At 60.8% G+C, this 16,138-nt stretch carries 16 protein-coding genes; 5 read left to right on the top strand and 11 right to left on the bottom strand.

Features of this window, described 5'->3' with window-relative positions; all coding sequences use genetic code 11:
- Window positions 1-134: 134 nt before the first annotated feature.
- The 7 genes from astB to LAT62_RS12295 form a co-directional block, all read right to left on the bottom strand.
- Window positions 135-1,472 carry an N-succinylarginine dihydrolase gene (gene astB / locus LAT62_RS12265; protein WP_293384172.1) on the bottom strand — a complete coding sequence of 446 codons (1,338 nt, stop codon included), beginning with the start codon at window positions 1,470-1,472 and terminating at the stop codon, window positions 135-137.
- Entirely contained in the window at window positions 1,469-2,929 is a 1,461-nt protein-coding gene (gene astD, locus LAT62_RS12270) for a succinylglutamate-semialdehyde dehydrogenase (protein ID WP_293384175.1), read from the bottom strand. The genes astB and astD overlap by 4 nt, the downstream gene beginning before the upstream one ends.
- Complete coding sequence (astA, locus tag LAT62_RS12275) at window positions 2,922-3,971, bottom strand: arginine N-succinyltransferase (protein ID WP_293384177.1); 1,050 nt, start codon at window positions 3,969-3,971, stop codon at window positions 2,922-2,924. The genes astD and astA overlap by 8 nt, the downstream gene beginning before the upstream one ends.
- Window positions 3,971-4,966: an arginine N-succinyltransferase gene (locus tag LAT62_RS12280; RefSeq protein ID WP_293384180.1), complete on the bottom strand. Its 996-nt coding sequence runs from the start codon at window positions 4,964-4,966 to the stop codon at window positions 3,971-3,973. The genes astA and LAT62_RS12280 overlap by 1 nt, the downstream gene beginning before the upstream one ends.
- A gap of 20 nt (window positions 4,967-4,986) precedes the next feature.
- Window positions 4,987-6,213 carry an aspartate aminotransferase family protein gene (locus LAT62_RS12285; RefSeq protein ID WP_293384183.1) on the bottom strand — a complete coding sequence of 409 codons (1,227 nt, stop codon included), beginning with the start codon at window positions 6,211-6,213 and terminating at the stop codon, window positions 4,987-4,989.
- A 138-nt stretch (window positions 6,214-6,351) separates the two neighbouring features.
- Window positions 6,352-7,287, bottom strand: a complete 936-nt coding sequence (locus LAT62_RS12290) for a GlxA family transcriptional regulator (RefSeq protein WP_293384186.1) — start codon at window positions 7,285-7,287, stop codon at window positions 6,352-6,354.
- On the bottom strand, window positions 7,287-8,006 hold the full coding sequence (locus tag LAT62_RS12295) for a glycerophosphodiester phosphodiesterase family protein (RefSeq protein WP_293384189.1): 720 nt from the start codon (window positions 8,004-8,006) through the stop codon (window positions 7,287-7,289). Before LAT62_RS12295 ends, LAT62_RS12290 begins: the two co-directional genes overlap by 1 nt.
- A gap of 310 nt (window positions 8,007-8,316) precedes the next feature.
- On the opposite strand from LAT62_RS12295, the gene LAT62_RS12300 reads away from it, so the two are divergent.
- A complete protein-coding gene (locus LAT62_RS12300; RefSeq protein WP_293384192.1) occupies window positions 8,317-9,372 on the top strand; it encodes a M15 family metallopeptidase in 1,056 nt (351 codons plus the stop codon).
- Between the two features lie 24 nt (window positions 9,373-9,396).
- Here LAT62_RS12300 and hisF read toward each other — a convergent pair whose 3' ends face one another.
- From hisF to hisB, 4 genes are read right to left on the bottom strand one after another with little or no spacing between them, the layout of a single operon-like run.
- Window positions 9,397-10,158 (bottom strand): imidazole glycerol phosphate synthase subunit HisF, encoded by a 762-nt coding sequence (hisF, locus tag LAT62_RS12305; protein ID WP_293384195.1) that lies wholly within the window; start codon window positions 10,156-10,158, stop codon window positions 9,397-9,399.
- 60 nt (window positions 10,159-10,218) lie between these two features.
- The gene (gene hisA / locus LAT62_RS12310) at window positions 10,219-10,956 is read right to left on the bottom strand and encodes a 1-(5-phosphoribosyl)-5-[(5-phosphoribosylamino)methylideneamino]imidazole-4-carboxamide isomerase (RefSeq protein WP_293384198.1); all 738 of its coding nucleotides are present in this window, start codon (window positions 10,954-10,956) and stop codon (window positions 10,219-10,221) included.
- 30 nt (window positions 10,957-10,986) lie between these two features.
- Window positions 10,987-11,631 (bottom strand): imidazole glycerol phosphate synthase subunit HisH, encoded by a 645-nt coding sequence (hisH, locus tag LAT62_RS12315; protein ID WP_293384201.1) that lies wholly within the window; start codon window positions 11,629-11,631, stop codon window positions 10,987-10,989.
- Between the two features lie 3 nt (window positions 11,632-11,634).
- Window positions 11,635-12,228 carry an imidazoleglycerol-phosphate dehydratase HisB gene (gene hisB / locus LAT62_RS12320; protein WP_293384216.1) on the bottom strand — a complete coding sequence of 198 codons (594 nt, stop codon included), beginning with the start codon at window positions 12,226-12,228 and terminating at the stop codon, window positions 11,635-11,637.
- Between the two features lie 144 nt (window positions 12,229-12,372).
- Between hisB and LAT62_RS12325 the strand changes: the two genes are divergently transcribed.
- From LAT62_RS12325 to LAT62_RS12340, 4 genes are all read left to right on the top strand, one after another.
- Entirely contained in the window at window positions 12,373-12,810 is a 438-nt protein-coding gene (locus LAT62_RS12325; protein ID WP_293384204.1) for an acetyl-CoA sensor PanZ family protein, read from the top strand.
- A 281-nt stretch (window positions 12,811-13,091) separates the two neighbouring features.
- Complete coding sequence (glnL, locus tag LAT62_RS12330; RefSeq protein ID WP_293384207.1) at window positions 13,092-14,168, top strand: nitrogen regulation protein NR(II); 1,077 nt, start codon at window positions 13,092-13,094, stop codon at window positions 14,166-14,168.
- The gene (gene ntrC / locus LAT62_RS12335) at window positions 14,165-15,589 is read left to right on the top strand and encodes a nitrogen regulation protein NR(I) (protein WP_293384210.1); all 1,425 of its coding nucleotides are present in this window, start codon (window positions 14,165-14,167) and stop codon (window positions 15,587-15,589) included. The genes glnL and ntrC overlap by 4 nt, the downstream gene beginning before the upstream one ends.
- Window positions 15,590-15,666: 77 nt before the next feature.
- Window positions 15,667-15,987 (top strand): hypothetical protein, encoded by a 321-nt coding sequence (locus LAT62_RS12340; RefSeq protein WP_293384213.1) that lies wholly within the window; start codon window positions 15,667-15,669, stop codon window positions 15,985-15,987.
- Window positions 15,988-16,138 lie beyond the last annotated feature (151 nt).

A 16,138-nucleotide genomic window follows, 5' to 3' on the forward strand; every position in this document is an offset into this window, starting at 1 on the left:
CCGCACATCCATGTGCGGAGACGGTCTCACAGTGCATGTGCCCGGCAGGCGACTCCGACCCTGCCCTCATCTACGAGCTTGTACCTAGGCGCAGGGTTTCACTGTTGACCGTCAACTGTCTTCTGTCGACTAACTCAAAGCTGAAAATCGTAAATCGATCCCAGCTTCAGAATCTGCGTCAGCTCATCCAGTGCGGTGCGCGATTCCTGCAGCAGTTGCGGGTCTGCCAGATCCTTCTGCGCCAGTTCGTCACGATAGTGCTTTTCTACCCAGGGGCGCAGTTTGCCGACCAGTTCCGGGGTGATCAGGCAGTGCTGTACCGCCTTCTGTTCCGCTTCACTCAGAACCACGCGCAGACGCAGGCAGGCGGGACCGCCGCCGTTGCGCATGCTTTGCTTGAGATCCATGACCTTGACCTGGCTGATCGGGTTGGTGGGGTCGTCGGTCAGGGTATTGAGCAGTGTCCAGACCTTGTCCGAGTCTTCGCACTCCTTCGGCACCACGAGTGCCATCTCGCTATCGCTGAGGGAAATCAGCTGGCTGTTGAACAGGTAGCTGTTGACGGCGTCTTCGACGGTCAGCTGGTCATTGCGGATGCATACCGGAATCAGATCAGCGCCCTGCAGTTTCGCATCAATCTCCGCCAGCATGGCTTCGGTATTGAGAAAGGCCTCTTCGTGGTAGAAGAGCACATTGCGGTTGCCCACGGCGATGACATCATTGTGGAACACCCCCTGGTCGATGACCTTAGGGTTCTGCTGCGCCATGACCACATGGGCATCGGTCAGGGTGTGCAGGCGGGCTACTGCAGCGCTGGCTTCCAGCGTCTGCCGGGCGGGATAGCGTTCCGGCTTGGGCGCTGAAGGGTTGAAGGCTTCGCGCCCGTAGACATAGAGCTCGACGCCGGGTTGGCCATAGTCGGCGCAAAGTCGGGTATGGTTGGCCGCGCCTTCGTCACCGAAATGCGGGTTGGCCGGCAGCGCATCATGAACCTGGAACTGTTCCGGATCCTGAAAGATGGCCTTGAGCGCGCGCACGGTACCGGGGTGTTCGATCGAGCGGTGGAACTTGGCGTTCAGGTTGGCGGCGGTCAGATGCACACGCCCGTCGCCGGCGTCCACACTGCTGGAGACGGTGGCGGCATTGGCCGTCCACATGGCCGAGGCAGAACTGACGGCAGAGAGCAAAGCCGGTGCTTCCATGGCCGCCTGCTGCAATACCTGGGCATCGGAGCCGGAGAACCCGAGCTGGCGCAGGCTGGGCATATGCGGCCGCTCATGCGGGGGCAGCAACCCCTGAACCAGGCCCAGGCCGGCGACGGCTTCCATCTTGTCCAGGCCCTGCAGCGCCGCTTTCTTCGGGCTGGCGATCAGGTGCTGATGGCGTTCGGAGGCAATGTTGCCGTACGACAGGCCTGCATAGTTGTGCGTCGGCCCGACCAGGCCATCAAAATTCACTTCATGGTAAGTCATAACGTCATCCCCGGGGGCAGTTGCGCGGGTCTCTGCAGTTGCGTGTGTTCCAGAGAAGCCACGGGATAGGCACAGTAGTCTGCGGCATACCAGGCGCTGGGCCGGTAGTTTCCGCTCAGTCCGGTACCGCCAAACGGCATGGCTGAGCTGGCGCCGGTAATCGGCTGGTTCCAGTTGACGATGCCGGCCCGGATGTCGGTGATGAACTGGTCATACTCCTCCTGCCGGTTGCTCAGCAGGCCGGCAGACAGGCCGAAGCGGGTGTCATTGGCCAGATCAATGGCCTGGTCAAAGGTGTCGTAACGGCGCACATTGAGCAGCGGCCCGAAGAACTCTTCATCCTCGGTCTTGACGCCGGTGAGGTCGATAATACCGGGACTGAGCAGCGTCGGCGCGCTGCCGGAGGCCATTGTGAGCAGCGCCTTGCCGCCCTGTGCCAGCCACTTGTCCTGAGCCGCCAGCAGGCGCTCGGCCGTGGCCTTGTTGATCACCGAGCCCATGAAGGGCTGTGGGTCGGCATCCCAGGCGCCGACAGACAGGCGGCTGGCCGCACTGACCAGATGTTCGAGAAAGGCGTCTCCGGTGGCGCCATTGGGCACCAGCAGGCGGCGTGCGCAGGTACAGCGCTGGCCGGCACTGATGAAGGCGGACTGCAGGGTTGCCCAGGTGGCCGCTTCGGTGTCCAGCTCGGAGCCGATGATCAGCGGGTTGTTGCCGCCCATCTCGAGGGCCAGAATCTTCTGTGGCTGGGCGCGGATGGCGGCCTGGATGGCGATGCCGGTCTGCGGGGAGCCGGTGAACAGCACGCCATTGACGCCCGGGTGGGTCGACAGGGCCTCGCCTGTGGTGCGGGCACCCTGCACCAGATTGAGAACCCCTTCCGGCAATCCGGCTTCCTGCCACAGGCGCACCGTCAGCTCGGCGGTGGCCGGGGTCTGCTCGGACGGTTTGAAGACCACGGTATTGCCTGCGACCAGCGCCGGGACAATATGGCCATTGGGCAGGTGGCCGGGAAAATTGTAGGGCCCGAATACGGCCATGACGCCATGCGGGCGGTGGCGCAGAATACGCTGGCCACCCTCGATCGGCGTGGCATGCTCACCGGTGCGTTCATGGTAGGCCTTGACCGACAGATCGATCTTGCCCTGCATGGCGCCGATTTCCGTGCGGCTCTCCCAGATGGGCTTGCCCGTTTCGCGGGCGATCAGGGTTGCCAGCGCTTCCTGATGTTCGCCAAGCAATTCGCGGAAACGCTCCAGCACGGCAATACGATCATCCAGAGCGGTTCTTTTCCAGCTGCCGAAGGCGGTGTTGGCTGCGCCAACGGCCGCGTCAACGCTGGCGGCGGAGGCTTCGCTGCCGGTCCATACCAGGTTGTCGCTGGCCGGGTTGCGTGACTCGAATTGCGGACCGTCGCTGGTGACCCAGTGTCCACCAATGTAATGTACTTCAGCCATCTTGTGGCTCCTGTGGTTTCAGGTTCATGACCCGGACCGGATCGCCGGCACTGACCTGCAGTGCGTCGGCTTCGTCCGGGGTGAGTTCGATCTGGGGGCCATCGCGGTGAATGCGAGACACGCTGAGGCCACGGAAGGTGGCGAACCGTTCGTTGCCGATCAGCCATTCCGGGCGCAGTGTTTCCACGCTGCCCGGGCGCTCTACTATGCGCACATGCAGCCGCTCGCTGCGTCGCACACCGCCGATGCGGTGCAACTCGGCTTCGACCGCCGGGCCGGCGTCGAAAATGTCCACAAAGCCGTTCTTGCGGAAGCCCTCGGCCTCCAGCATGGACAGGGCCGGCTGGGTATGCGGATGCACTTCGCCGATCACCGACTGGGCGTCCTTTGGCAGCATGGGCACATAGATCGGAAACTTGGGCATCAACTCGGCGATAAACACCTTGTCACCCGATCCGGTAAGGAAGTCGGCGTCGGAGAATTCCATATTGAAAAACTGCCGACCCAGACCTTCCCAGAAGGGTGAGTGCCCACTCGCATCCGAGTAGCCCCGCATTTCGGCGATCACCCGCTCGCTGAACAGCTCCGGAAAGGCCGCCAGGAACAGATAGCGCACCTTGGACAGCACGGAGCCGTTGCGATTGCGCCGATTGGGTTCACGCAGATACAGCGAGCCGAGTTCGGTAGCACCGGTCAGGTCATTGCTCAGAAACAGGGTCAGGGTGCGGCGATAGAGGCCGAGCGCCTTGGACGCCTGAATCACTTCACCGAGCCGGTAGTTGTACCACACTTCGTCACGCCCGATGCGGGCTTCAATACCGCACAGTCCGACCGGCGGCCCGTCAGGGGTTTCCTGCAGGACAAAAATGTAATGGGCCTCTTCCGGTGACAGCTTTTGCTGGAACGAGGCCACAGCGCGGCTCAGCTTTTGCCGCATCAGGTCCGGGTTGTCGGGCAGACTGGTCACCCCGATGCCGGACTCTCGCGCCATGAAAATCAGCTGGTCCAGGTCCTGTTCCGCAATGGGACGAATAATGGCCATCAGTTGGACTCCAGCGGCAGAGCCAGTCCGGGCGCGTCTTCCGCACCGGGATCACGGCTGATGAAAACACTGTCCTGCAGGCTGCCTTCGGCCAGCACACAGGAAAACTCGCTGCCTTCTCCGGTCGCCAGCAGCCAGGTGGTGGCGTCCGCGCCCGGGTCACCGCTGCGTTGGGCCGAGAAAGGCTGGATAGTGTTCATGCTGTGCATTTTTTCCAGCAGGCCTCGATAGGTCGGCCCTGCATCAAAGGGGTCGACGAAGCGGGTTTTCTCCAGGCCTTCACGCTCCAGCCAGTCCACCGTGCGCTGCGCTCCTGGGTGCGACTGCGCAATGGCAGCCTGGGCCTTGTCGGACAGCAGCGTGGTATAGATGGGGTAGGGTGGCAGCAACTCGGCGATCACCGTCTTCCCATGCAGCGCGCACTGATGGTCGGCAGTAATGAAGTCGAGACCGAAAAACAGCTCGCCGACATTCTTCCAGAACTCGCTTTGCCCGTCATCGTCCCATACGCCCTGAATTTCGCAGACCAGTTCGTCCGCAAACGCATGCCGATGCGCAGCAATGTAGAGCAGACGGCAGCGACTGAGCAGATCGAAGGCGGCGGTCTCCCGCAGCGCCGGGGTCAGCGAGAAGGAGCAGAGGCTGGTCAGCCCGGTGAGCTCGTGCGACAGATAAAGCACAGACTGACGCTGGTGGATGCTCAGATGACGCGACGCATGCACCAGCTCATCAATCCGGTAGCTGTAGAAGGGCTCGTCACCCCCGGCGAAGGGCTGAATGCCTGACACCCCCAGCAGGTTGCCGTCTCCGTCATGCAGCCCGAAGAGCAGCGTGGCATCACTGTCGAGGCCGGCGAATCCCTGCTCGGCACCCGCGATACGCTCCGCCAACTGATCGCGCACGGCCGGCAGCGTACTCAGGCGCAGCGGATTGGCGTGAAGTAACGCTTCCAGCGCCCCAAGGTCGGCAGCACTCAGAGGTCTGACTTGCCACATGGCAGCTTCTCCGTATCAGCTCAGGCTGCAGCCGTTTCAGATTTTACCTGCGCGACAGCGCGTTCCAGCTGTTCCAGGGCCAGGGCGATGTCGGCTTCGGTGACCAGCAGTGACGGCGCCATACGCAATACGTTGGGGCCCGCTACCAGAATCATCAGACCTTCGCGCAACGCCGCCTGCAGGAACAGCTTGGCCTTGCCATGCCATTCGTCGACCAGCTCGGCACCGACCAGCAGGCCCAGGCCACGTACATCCTGGAAGACCCGGTGCTCTTCATTGATGCGCTGCAGCCCTTCACGCAATTGCGCGGTACGAGCTTCGACGTTGGCTTTCACTTCGTCGCGGGTCACCACATCCAGAACCCTGGAGGCGACGCGACAGGCCAGCGGGTTGCCACCATAGGTAGACCCGTGAGTACCGACCACCAGAGCTTTGGCCGCCTCGTCGGTAGCCAGCATGGCGCCGACCGGGAAGCCGCCGCCCAGTGATTTGGCGGTGGTCAGCACATCCGGGGTTACCCCATAGTGCATGTAGGCATAGAGGGCGCCCGAGCGTCCGACGCCGGTCTGCACTTCATCGAAAATCAACAGCGCATTGTGCTTGTCGCAGAGCCGCCGAGCGGCCTCCAGATAGGCCTTCTCGGCAGGGCGCACACCGCCCTCACCCTGAACCGGCTCCAGCATGACCGCGCAGGTCTTGTCGCTGATGGCCGCTTCCAGTGCCGCAATGTCGTTATAGGGGATGTGCGTGATGCCACCCGGTGCAGGGCGGAAACCTTCGGTGTATTTTTCCTGACCACCCACGGTGACGGTGAACAGCGTCCGACCGTGGAACGAGCCCCGGGTAGAAATGATTTCGTGCTTCTCTTCACCGACTTCATTCCAGGCCTTGCGCCGGGCCAGCTTCAGCGCCGCTTCATTGGCTTCGGCGCCAGAGTTGCAGAAGTAGACCTTGTCGGCAAACGTCAGGTCACACAGCTTCTGCGCCAGATTCAAGGCCGGTTCATTGGTGTAAACATTGGACAGGTGCCACAGTTCATCCGCCTGTGCCTTGAGCTCTGCCACCAGCTCGGGGTGACAGTGACCCAGCGAGTTGACTGCAATACCACCGGCGAGATCTACATATTCACGACCTTCCTGATCCCACAGGCGGGAGCCACGCCCACGCACGGGGATAACATCAAGGGGTGCATAGTTGGGCGTCATGACCTGGTCGAACACGGACCGATCCGGGTGCTGCTGCGTCATATCGTTCACCTTTATTGTTGGCGGCCAGTCTATCGCTGGGCAGGAATTTTCTGATGCAAGTCAGTGTAACGCCGCTGCACAAGGGCTGCGTTTCAGAATGCGACCTGCCGTTCTATTTATGCGGCCCTGCTGTGACGACTACTGAACAGGACGTTGCCGGGCGGCAGAGGGGGAGAGACCAAAGGCTTTGCGGTAGCAGGTCGCAAAATGGGCGGGGCTGGAAAAGCCGGTGGCCACGGCTATTTCGGCGATCGACAAGTGGGTGTGCAGCAGCATGTGCCGGGCCTGCTCGAGTCGGATCTGCAGGTAATAGCGCGCGGGCGAAGAATTGAAGTATTCCTTGTACCAGCGCTCGAGCTGGCGCCGCGACACGCCTACCAGAGTAGCCACCTCGTCAGCGCTCAGCGGCTCCTGAATATTGCTGTGCATCAGGCTGTTGGCTTCGCGCAGGTTGTCCGGCAGGTGTCGGGACGCCACAAACGGTGTGTTGTCGGTCGGCGTGCGCTCTGCCAGCAGATAGCTGTCCAGTTGATTGGCCAGAGCAGCGCTGTAGCAGTGCGTCACCCAGGCCAGGCCCAGGTCGCGCGCCGCACTGTTGCTGAGACAGGTGAAACGGTCGCGATCGGCACAGACCACGCGCGCGCTGCGCCGCACGCGACTGAGCCAGGGCAGGTATTCATCTTCGGGGGCGTTCAGTGTGGCCTCATGCCCATCCAGCAAGCCGGCCGCGGCGAGCCACAGGCTACCGCTGGCAATACCTGACCAGCAGGCAAAACGGCTGCCCTGGCTGAGCAATTGATAGAGTGGATGCTGAGTATCGGGCAGGCGAGACGGGCCGCCCACCACAAACCAGTGCTGGATGCGATCGGGCAACTGCTCGGGCAGCGGGTCGGTTGGCCACGGCAGCGGCCAGTCGTCCGCGGTGGTGTCGGGGCGCGCACAGACCCGGAGGCGCAGGTCCGGAGATTCGATCTCCTGCAGGGCCCGCAATACATCCAGCAGCGCGCCCAGACTGCCGACCGAAAAGCCGGGAGCCAGCAGCAGGCCTATTTCGTCCGGGGCGCCGCCACGCATCAGTTCAGGTCTCCGGGTACGAGAATATCGGTGAAAATGCCAGCACAGCCCCAGGCGGCGAGCTCAGCCGCGCGCTGGGCATCATTGATCGTGTATACCCGGCAGTCCAGCCCCATGTCCCTTACCCGCTGTACGTCTTTCCTTGAGGTGTGCGGATCTTCCAGATGGATAGCGCTGGCACCGACCAGTTCAGCCAACTGCTCATGGGCTGGTGCAAAGGGACCCTCGACCAGCACGGCACGCGGCACCTCGGGGCAATGGGTGCGACACCAGCCCACCAGGCGGGGGTCGAAGGATGAGAGTACCAACTGCAGGCCACCCTTGAGCGCCTGTTGCACACACTGGGTCAGCCCTTGGCTGCGCGTGGCGCCCAACTGACCGAACAGTTCCGATTTGAGTTCAATATTGACGCCAGTCTGGCGCCCGGCCAGCAAGTCGATGGCTTCGGCCAGCGTCAGCATGCGTTCGGCAGAGAATTCGGGGGCGTACCAGGAGCCCATGTCCAGGTCGGAGAGTTCGGCCCACAGGCGTTCACTGATATGCAAATCATGCCCGAAACGCAGCAGGTGATCATCGTGGCAGACCACGGCCACATCATCCGCCGTGAACAGCACATCCAGCTCTGTCCAACGGAGTCCGCGATCCATGCCGAGGCTGAAGGCGGTGGCCGAATTCTCCGGCGCGGCGCCGGACAGACCGCGGTGAGCAATGAACTCCATAAAGCCTCTTCAGTATTTCGGCCAGCGGCCGATGAGGAGAAATGTGTGTAAAAGTATACGCCGTGATCAGTTTTGTGACGAGATTCACTGACGCGAAAACACAAATTGGCGGCGGAAAATGGTAAAATGCACTACGCTGATAAGTGAAAACTGTCTGTAATGCCTATTGTTGTTGCTTTACCGTTCATGCGAAATCCGTTTTTGTCTTTCAGGTCAATACAGAGTAAAGTGTTATATTATAACATTGCCGGGAGCGAAGCAGTCGGTGTGTGAAGGTAGTGGAATAAAGCGCAGAACCTTTCTTGAAGGTATGTTTGTCGCCGGTGCCAGTGTCGCCAGCGGGTCCTATCTGTGGCAGCACCGCCATGGTTTGGAGGCTGCTCCGCTGACAGTCGATCAGGAACTGTCAATGATGCCGGAGCGCCACATGACCCGTGCCGAGGTAGCCGAGTCAATGCATCTGGAGATTGCCCGTGATGAAGCCGGCATGTCGCTGGAGGAATTACTGCGCTCGACCAAACCGGATATGGATTTGCAGCACCTGGAGCGCCTGGCCGACGAGTTGCGGCATCAGAGGCGCATCGAAGAGCACCAGGAAGTGACGGCACGGGCGGCGGAAGACGCCTATATGGACAGCGATGACGAACTGGATGAAGGCTATCTGGCGCGCGTACGCGACCCGGATGCCGATCATCCGGAAGATGTCATCATGGTCGGCGACGACTGGGATACCCTGCTGGCCACATCGCGCCGCATCGAAGCCGTGCGGGAATATGTCGGATTCGGCAACTTCAATATTCTTCCCTGGGATGACATGCTGGCCTTCGCTCGCAATGTCTCCGAGATCGGGCGCTTTCAGCCGCGCGAACTGGAATTCATGGAAAGCCTGTTTCACGCCGATGCACGAAATCTGGGTTTTTACGGTGAGCGGACCAGCAACGACATCACGACGCGAGTCGATCGCAACAACGTCGTCAAGGTGCCTCGCTCGGGGCATTTTCTGTGGCGTGGAGAATCATTGGATCTGTTCAATCGCCTCACGGGTGATATCGGTGACACCCTGATCCTGACCTCTGGTGTGCGCAGTATTCCCAAGCAGTTCGATCTGTTCCTGGCCCGCGCCAAGCGTACCGAAGGCAATCTGTCCCGGGCTTCCCGCTCGCTGGCGCCTCCCGGCTATTCCTACCATGCCACAGGTGATTTTGACGTGGGTAAATATGGGTTGGGTCTGGGCAATTTCTCCGAGGAATTTGCCAATACCAATGTGTTCCGCGAGCTGCAGTCGCTGGGCTACACCAATATTCGCTACACCGTCGACAATCGCTTCGGCGTGCGTTTTGAGCCCTGGCATATCCGGGTGGCGTGAGCCACGGCTTCAGGGGAGGGCTGGTCAGAGGCGCATTTCAATGCCGCGCCCCTGCATATGCTGCTTGGCCTGCGGTACCGTGAATTCCCCGAAATGGAAAATACTTGCAGCCAGTACGGCGTCGGCATGCCCCTCAAGTACGCCATCTGCCAGATGATCGAGGTTTCCCACGCCGCCTGAGGCAATTACCGGAATGCTCACGGCGTCAGCAACGGCGCGCGTCAGGGCCAGATCGAACCCGGTTTTGACCCCATCACGATCCATGCTGGTCAGCAGAATTTCGCCGGCACCTCGGCCTTCCATGTCTCTTGCCCATTGTACGGCATCGATACCGGTAGGCTGGCGCCCCCCGTGGGTGAAAATCTCCCACTCACCCGCTCCTGTCTGCTTGGCATCAATGGCCACCACGATACACTGGGCACCGAACCGCTCCGAGGCCTCGTTGACAAAGGCGGGGTTTTTTACTGCAGCCGAGTTGATGGATACCTTGTCCGCCCCGGCATTGAGCATGGCTCTGATGTCTTCACAGGTCCTAATGCCGCCACCGATGGTCAGTGGAATGAAGACCTGCCCGGCTATGGAATGCACCGTGTCGATCATGGTCTCCCGTCCCTCATGGGTGGCGGTAATGTCGAGCATGGTCAGCTCATCGGCGCCCTGCTCGTTGTAGCGACGCGCGACTTCGATCGGATCGCCCGCATCGCGTATTCCGACAAAGTTGACGCCCTTGACTACGCGGCCCTTGTCGACATCGAGGCAGGGAATGATGCGTTTTGCCAGTGCCATTGGTAGCTCCCGTTAACTGTCGTGATACGGCGGGACAAGCCCGCCCGCCGGGCATGCCGTTCAGCGGCTGCCTTCGTCCAGAAAAGCCTGCGCTGCGCGCAGGTCGAGTGAGCCCTCATAGATGGCCCGCCCGGTAATCGCGCCGATGATGCCCTGGTCGCGGGTCTCCGCCAGTCGTTTCACGTCGTCCATGTTGGTCACCCCACCGGAGGCGATGACAGGTATGTCACCCGCCGCTGCCACGGCGATGGTCGCCTCCCAGTTGACGCCCTGCATCATGCCGTCGCGGCTGATGTCGGTATAGACGATGGCGCTGACCCCGGCGGCCGCAAACTGCTGTGCCAGATCAGTCGCCTTGACGGTTGACACATCAGCCCAGCCATCGGTGGCCACCAGACCATCACGGGCATCCAGGCCGACAATGATATGTTCGGGGAACTGTTTGCAGGCGTCGGCGACAAACGTCGGGTCGCGCACCGCCTGAGTGCCAATGATGCAGTAGGTCACCCCCGCGTCCAGATAGTACTCGATGGTGTCCAGCGAGCGGATACCCCCGCCAATCTGAATGGGCAGGTCGCTGTGGGCGCGCGCGATGGCACGCACGGCGTCACCGTTGACCGGGTTGCCGGCAAAGGCGCCATTCAGATCCACCAGGTGCAGTCTCCGACCACCCTGGTCGCGCCAATGGCTGGCCATCGCCAGGGGGTCATCTCCGTAGACCGTGGCGTCTTCCATTCGGCCCTGCCGCAGCCGCACGCACTGACCGTCTTTCAGGTCAATTGCCGGTATGATCAGCATAGTTACTCCAGATGTTGTTCAAAGGGTGCTTCAGTAGCGGCCATCCCAGTGGGCAAAATTCCGATACAGTCGCAGCCCGTCGGCCGCACTCTTTTCGGGGTGGAACTGGGTGGCAAAGATCGAATCACGGGCAATGGCGGCGGCAAAGGGCACCTGATAGGTGCACAGACCCGCCACCTGGTCGCGCGGCTCGGGGCGCGCATAGTAGCTGTGCACAAAATAGAAGCGTGCCTGATTGTCTATGCCCTGCCACAGGGGGTGGTCCAGTGTCTGCTCGACCTGATTCCAGCCCATGTGCGGCACCTTGCAGGGTGCGCCACTGGCATCGATCAGGCCGTTTTCGAAGCGCTGTACCCGACCGGGGAACAGCCCCAGTGCATCGACGCCGCCGTTCTCGGTGCTGTGCTCAAGCAAAGCCTGCATGCCCACGCAGACGCCGAGAAACGGCCGGTCGCGACTGATGCGATGCACCAGTTCGGCAACCCCGGCGTCATGCATGGCCTTGATACAGTCGCGCATGGCGCCGACCCCGGGCAGCACAACCCGATCGGCTTCGGCAATACGCTGACTGTCACCGCTGATGATGACCTGCTGGTTCGGAGCGACGTGTTCCAGCGCTTTGGCCACCGAGTGCAAATTGCCCATGCCGTAATCAATGACTGCAATCACGGCCATGAATCAGAGCACCCCTTTGGTGGACGGCGTGGTATCGGCGCTGCGCGGATCAATTGTCGCGGCCATGCGCAGGGCCCGACCAAACGCCTTGAACACGGTCTCGATCTGGTGGTGGCTGTTTTTGCCCTTCAGATTGTCGACATGCAGGGTGACCCAGGCGTGGTTGACGAACCCCTGGAAAAACTCGTAGAACAGATCGACGTCAAAGCCACCCACACTGGCGCGCGTAAACGGAATATCGTATTCCAGGCCTGGACGGCCGGAAAAATCCAGCACGACCCGTGACAGGGCTTCATCCAAAGGCACATAGGCGTGCCCGTAGCGGGTGATGCCTTTCTTGTCGCCAATGGCCTGCGCGATCGCCTGGCCGAAGGTGATGCCGACATCTTCTGCACTGTGGTGATCATCAATGTGGGTGTCTCCCTGGCACTGAACGGACAGGTCAATCAGCCCATGACGGGCAATCTGATCCAGCATGTGGTCCATGAATGGCATCCCTGACTGCAACTCGGCCTTGCCGGTGCCGTCCAGATTGACGCTGATTTTAACCTGAGTTTCGGAGGTTATCCGCTCGACCTGCGCGGTGCGTGGCATAATGGGGAGACTCCCTGAGAACGTATGCGCTAAACTGTGAACCCAGGATTATACCGCAGTCGGTCGCAGAGGCTAAGGGGCACACCGCAATTTCCCCCTTTTGCCTCGGCCATACCGGCAGGCCATGAATTGAAACAGGAGTTTGAAATGTCCGTAACGGTGGAAAAAATAGACCTCAATGATGAGGCGCAGCGATCCGATCTGGAAAAAATATATGAAGACAGCCCGGGCTGGATGCGTCGCAACCTCGAATCCGGTGACTTCATCAAGAAATGGCTCGAGCCCTGCAGCGAGATCTGGGGTGGTTGCTACAACGGTCGCATCATTGGTGCTGTAGGGTTGCGTGAAACCGACCAGGGGCTGCAGCTGATCGGCCTGTGTGTGCGCGAGGTAACGCGGCGCCGGGGTGTCGCTTTCGACATGATGGAATTGATTCTCGCCAAGCGTAAAGGCAAGGTCTTCATCGAGACCCGACAGCAGCCGTCAACCGACATTCTGTTCGACAAGCTGGGCTTCAACAAGCAGGCACTGAGTCGCGAAGACGGCGGCATTACCTGGGTCCGGTGGGAAAAAGAACTGTCCTGACCCCCGATTAACCAGACCAGTCAAAAGCGCCTTCTCGGCGCCCTCCCCAAGACCGCAAAGCAGGGCGGGCACTAAAATAGTGCACTGCCCGGTGCATTCAATCCTGCAGTGATCCATAATGGTGCATGGTCGTGTCTTGCCGCGCCCTGCAATGCGGTCCCACCGGCTCCGGCAGGCTGGCTTGATTTTTGCCCTGTCTTTCCTGCGGACAGCACAAGGCCTTGCCAGCCAAGGTATCAGAATCTCCATGTCCGCAGCACCGGCGTGAGGAGGAACCCGGATTGAGTGTCGATCTGTTTCGTTGGATAGTGGATCACCAGGCAACAGCTCTGGTGCTGCTCAATGGACAGCTGGACATCGAGTACATGAACTCATCCGCCGAGTCCCTGTTTGCGCGCAGCGGTAACCAGTTGCATGGCCAGAGCTGGCAGCATCTGTTCACACCGGACAATGGTCTGAAGGAATTGCTAGAACGGGTGCTGGTGGAGCGGGTTCCGACAACGCAGCGGTCGGAAAAACTGACCCTGTCCGCCGATGGCAGCCGGATTACGGTGGATATCACCATAACCCCGCTGGCTGATGACGGGCCGCTCTATATTCTGGTCGAGTTCCTGTCGATGGACCGCATTCTGAAGATCAGCCGGGAGGAGGCCTCACTGGCCAAGCAGGAGGCCGCCCGGGTGCTGGTCAGGGGGCTGGCGCACGAGGTCAAGAATCCGTTGGGTGGTATTCGAGGAGCTGCTCAGTTGCTGGCGATCGAGCTGGGTGACCAGCGCTACGACGAATATACCAGCATCATCATTGAAGAGGCGGACCGGTTGCGCAATCTGGTCGACCGGATCCTGGGCTCCAACCGGATTCCCAAGTGGGCCTCGACCAACATCCACGAGGTCCTGGAACGTGTGCTGCGCCTGATGCAGGTGGAAGCCGGGGAGTCGATCCGCTTCGAGCGCGATTATGATCCGAGTCTGCCGGAAATTGATGCCGACCGGGAGCAGTTGATTCAGGCGGTCCTGAATATCGTGCGCAACGGTATGGAGGCCTTGCAGGGTCAGGGCGATGACAACCCGCAGAAAACCATGCACCTCAGTACCCGGGCAATCCGCCAGTTCACGATTGGCAAGCAGCGGCATCGACTGGTACTGCAATTGCGCATCGAGGACAACGGCCCCGGCATCGACCGGGAGCTGATGGAAAACATGTTTTACCCCATGGTCAGTGGGCGGGCACAAGGCTCGGGTCTGGGGCTCTCCATAGCCCAGCAGGTGGTCGCTCAGCACGCCGGTGTTATTGATTGTGAAAGCGAGCCGGGACGCACCCGGTTTACGCTGTACCTGCCCATAGGAGCACAGGCATGAGTTCAGAAGAGACAGTCTGGGTGGTGGATGACGACAAGTCGATCCGCTGGGTAGTCGACAAGGCTCTGGAAAAGCAGGGTTGGCAGTGTGAAACCTTTTCCAGTGGGGAAAGCATGCTGGCCCGCCTGGCGCGCGAACAGCCGACCGTCATTCTCAGTGACGTGCGTATGGAAGGCATGGACGGGCTGGAGCTGATGCGGGCCATTCATGACCGCTATCCCGACATGCCGGTCATCATCATGACGGCGCACTCGGATCTCGACAGCGCCGTCGCCTCGTTTCAGGGCGGTGCCTTCGAGTATCTGCCCAAACCGTTCGATATTCCCGAAGCAGTAGAGCTGGTGCGCCGAGCCATCGAGCATGCGCAGGAACAGCGCACCGTGCAGGCTCCGGCGGCGCCGCGCGAAACGCAGGAAATCATTGGTGAAGCGCCGGCCATGCAGGAAGTGTTTCGGGCCATCGGGCGCCTGTCGCACTCCAATATCACGGTCCTGATCAATGGCCAGTCCGGTACCGGTAAAGAGCTGGTGGCCCAAGCGCTGCATCGACACAGTCCGCGGCGTGAGTACCCGTTTATCGCCCTGAACATGGCGGCGATTCCGCGTGACCTGATTGAATCCGAACTGTTTGGTCATGAAAAGGGGGCTTTCACCGGGGCCAGCGGGCAAAGGTCCGGCCGCTTCGAGCAGGCCAATGGAGGCACCCTGTTTCTGGATGAAATCGGTGACATGCCCTCCGAGACCCAGACCCGCCTGCTGCGTGTTCTGGCCGATGGCGAATTTTATCGGGTCGGGGGCCATACCGCGATCAAGGTGGATGTGCGGATTATTGCCGCCACGCACCAGAATCTGGAAACACTGGTCCGCGAAGGGCGCTTTCGCGAAGACCTGTTCCACCGCCTCAATGTCATTCGTATCCACATACCGCGCCTGGCAGACCGGCGGGAAGACATACCCCGTCTGCTTGACTACTTCCTTGCCAGGGCGGCCAAGGAGCTGGATGTCGAGGTCAAGACACTGCGCCAGGACACAGTGGATTTTCTCAGTTCGTTACCCTGGCCGGGGAATGTCCGGCAACTGGAAAATACCTGTCGCTGGATCACCGTCATGGCGTCCGGGCGCGAAGTGTTCATCAATGATCTGCCACCCGAACTGATCAGTGAGGAACAGGCCGAAGAGGCTAGCAGCCATTGGGTTGATGGGCTCAAGCAATGGGCCGACCGGGAACTGACCCAGGGGCATCAGAGTATTCTGGATACCGCCGTGCCCATGTTCGAACAGACCATGATTGAAGTGGCCCTGAAGCATACTGCCGGTCGCCGGCGCGACGCCGCTGTGTTGCTGGGTTGGGGGCGCAATACGCTGACGCGCAAAATCAAGGAGCTGGGTATGAGCGATGGCAGCGAGGATGGCGACCTCTGAGGTCCGTCTGGGTCGCGCATTGCCTTGTCAGTCGGTCTCGGCCCATAATGCGGCCTGTGTCCCGACAGGAGTTCACCTTGCCTGCACATCAGTTTTCCCCGCATCAGGTTGCGGCCACGCACCGCCAGATCAGTCTGTGGTACCCGAACAATCGAATCAGTGAGCAGATGGATTTTGCGCACCTGCAGTGCGTCACGGTGATCAGTGCCGATGACGCCTTGCTCTGGCGGCTGGATGGGCCGGACCAGCAGGTCATGCTGATCCCGTTCGGCATCGAGGGCGAGGGTGAACTGCGCCGTGAACTGCAGGCCCTGCCCGGGTTCGATATCGATTTGCTGTTTGCCTATCTGGACGAGCGCACCGATGTTCAGCCGCCGTTGGACCTGTGGCGCTCCTAGCCCAAACCTTCGCCTTTTGAGTTAATGCCGCCTGATGGCGGGGTACACTGACCGCAGACACGCAAAAACTCATATCAGGCCCGTCCATGGGCCTGACCCTGCGGGCTCGCTTCGCTCGTGCAAAAACGCTCCCGGCGTTTTTGTCCCTGAC

Source organism: Natronospirillum sp. (assembly GCF_022565775.1).
In the GTDB taxonomy this organism is placed as follows: domain Bacteria; phylum Pseudomonadota; class Gammaproteobacteria; order Pseudomonadales; family Natronospirillaceae; genus Natronospirillum.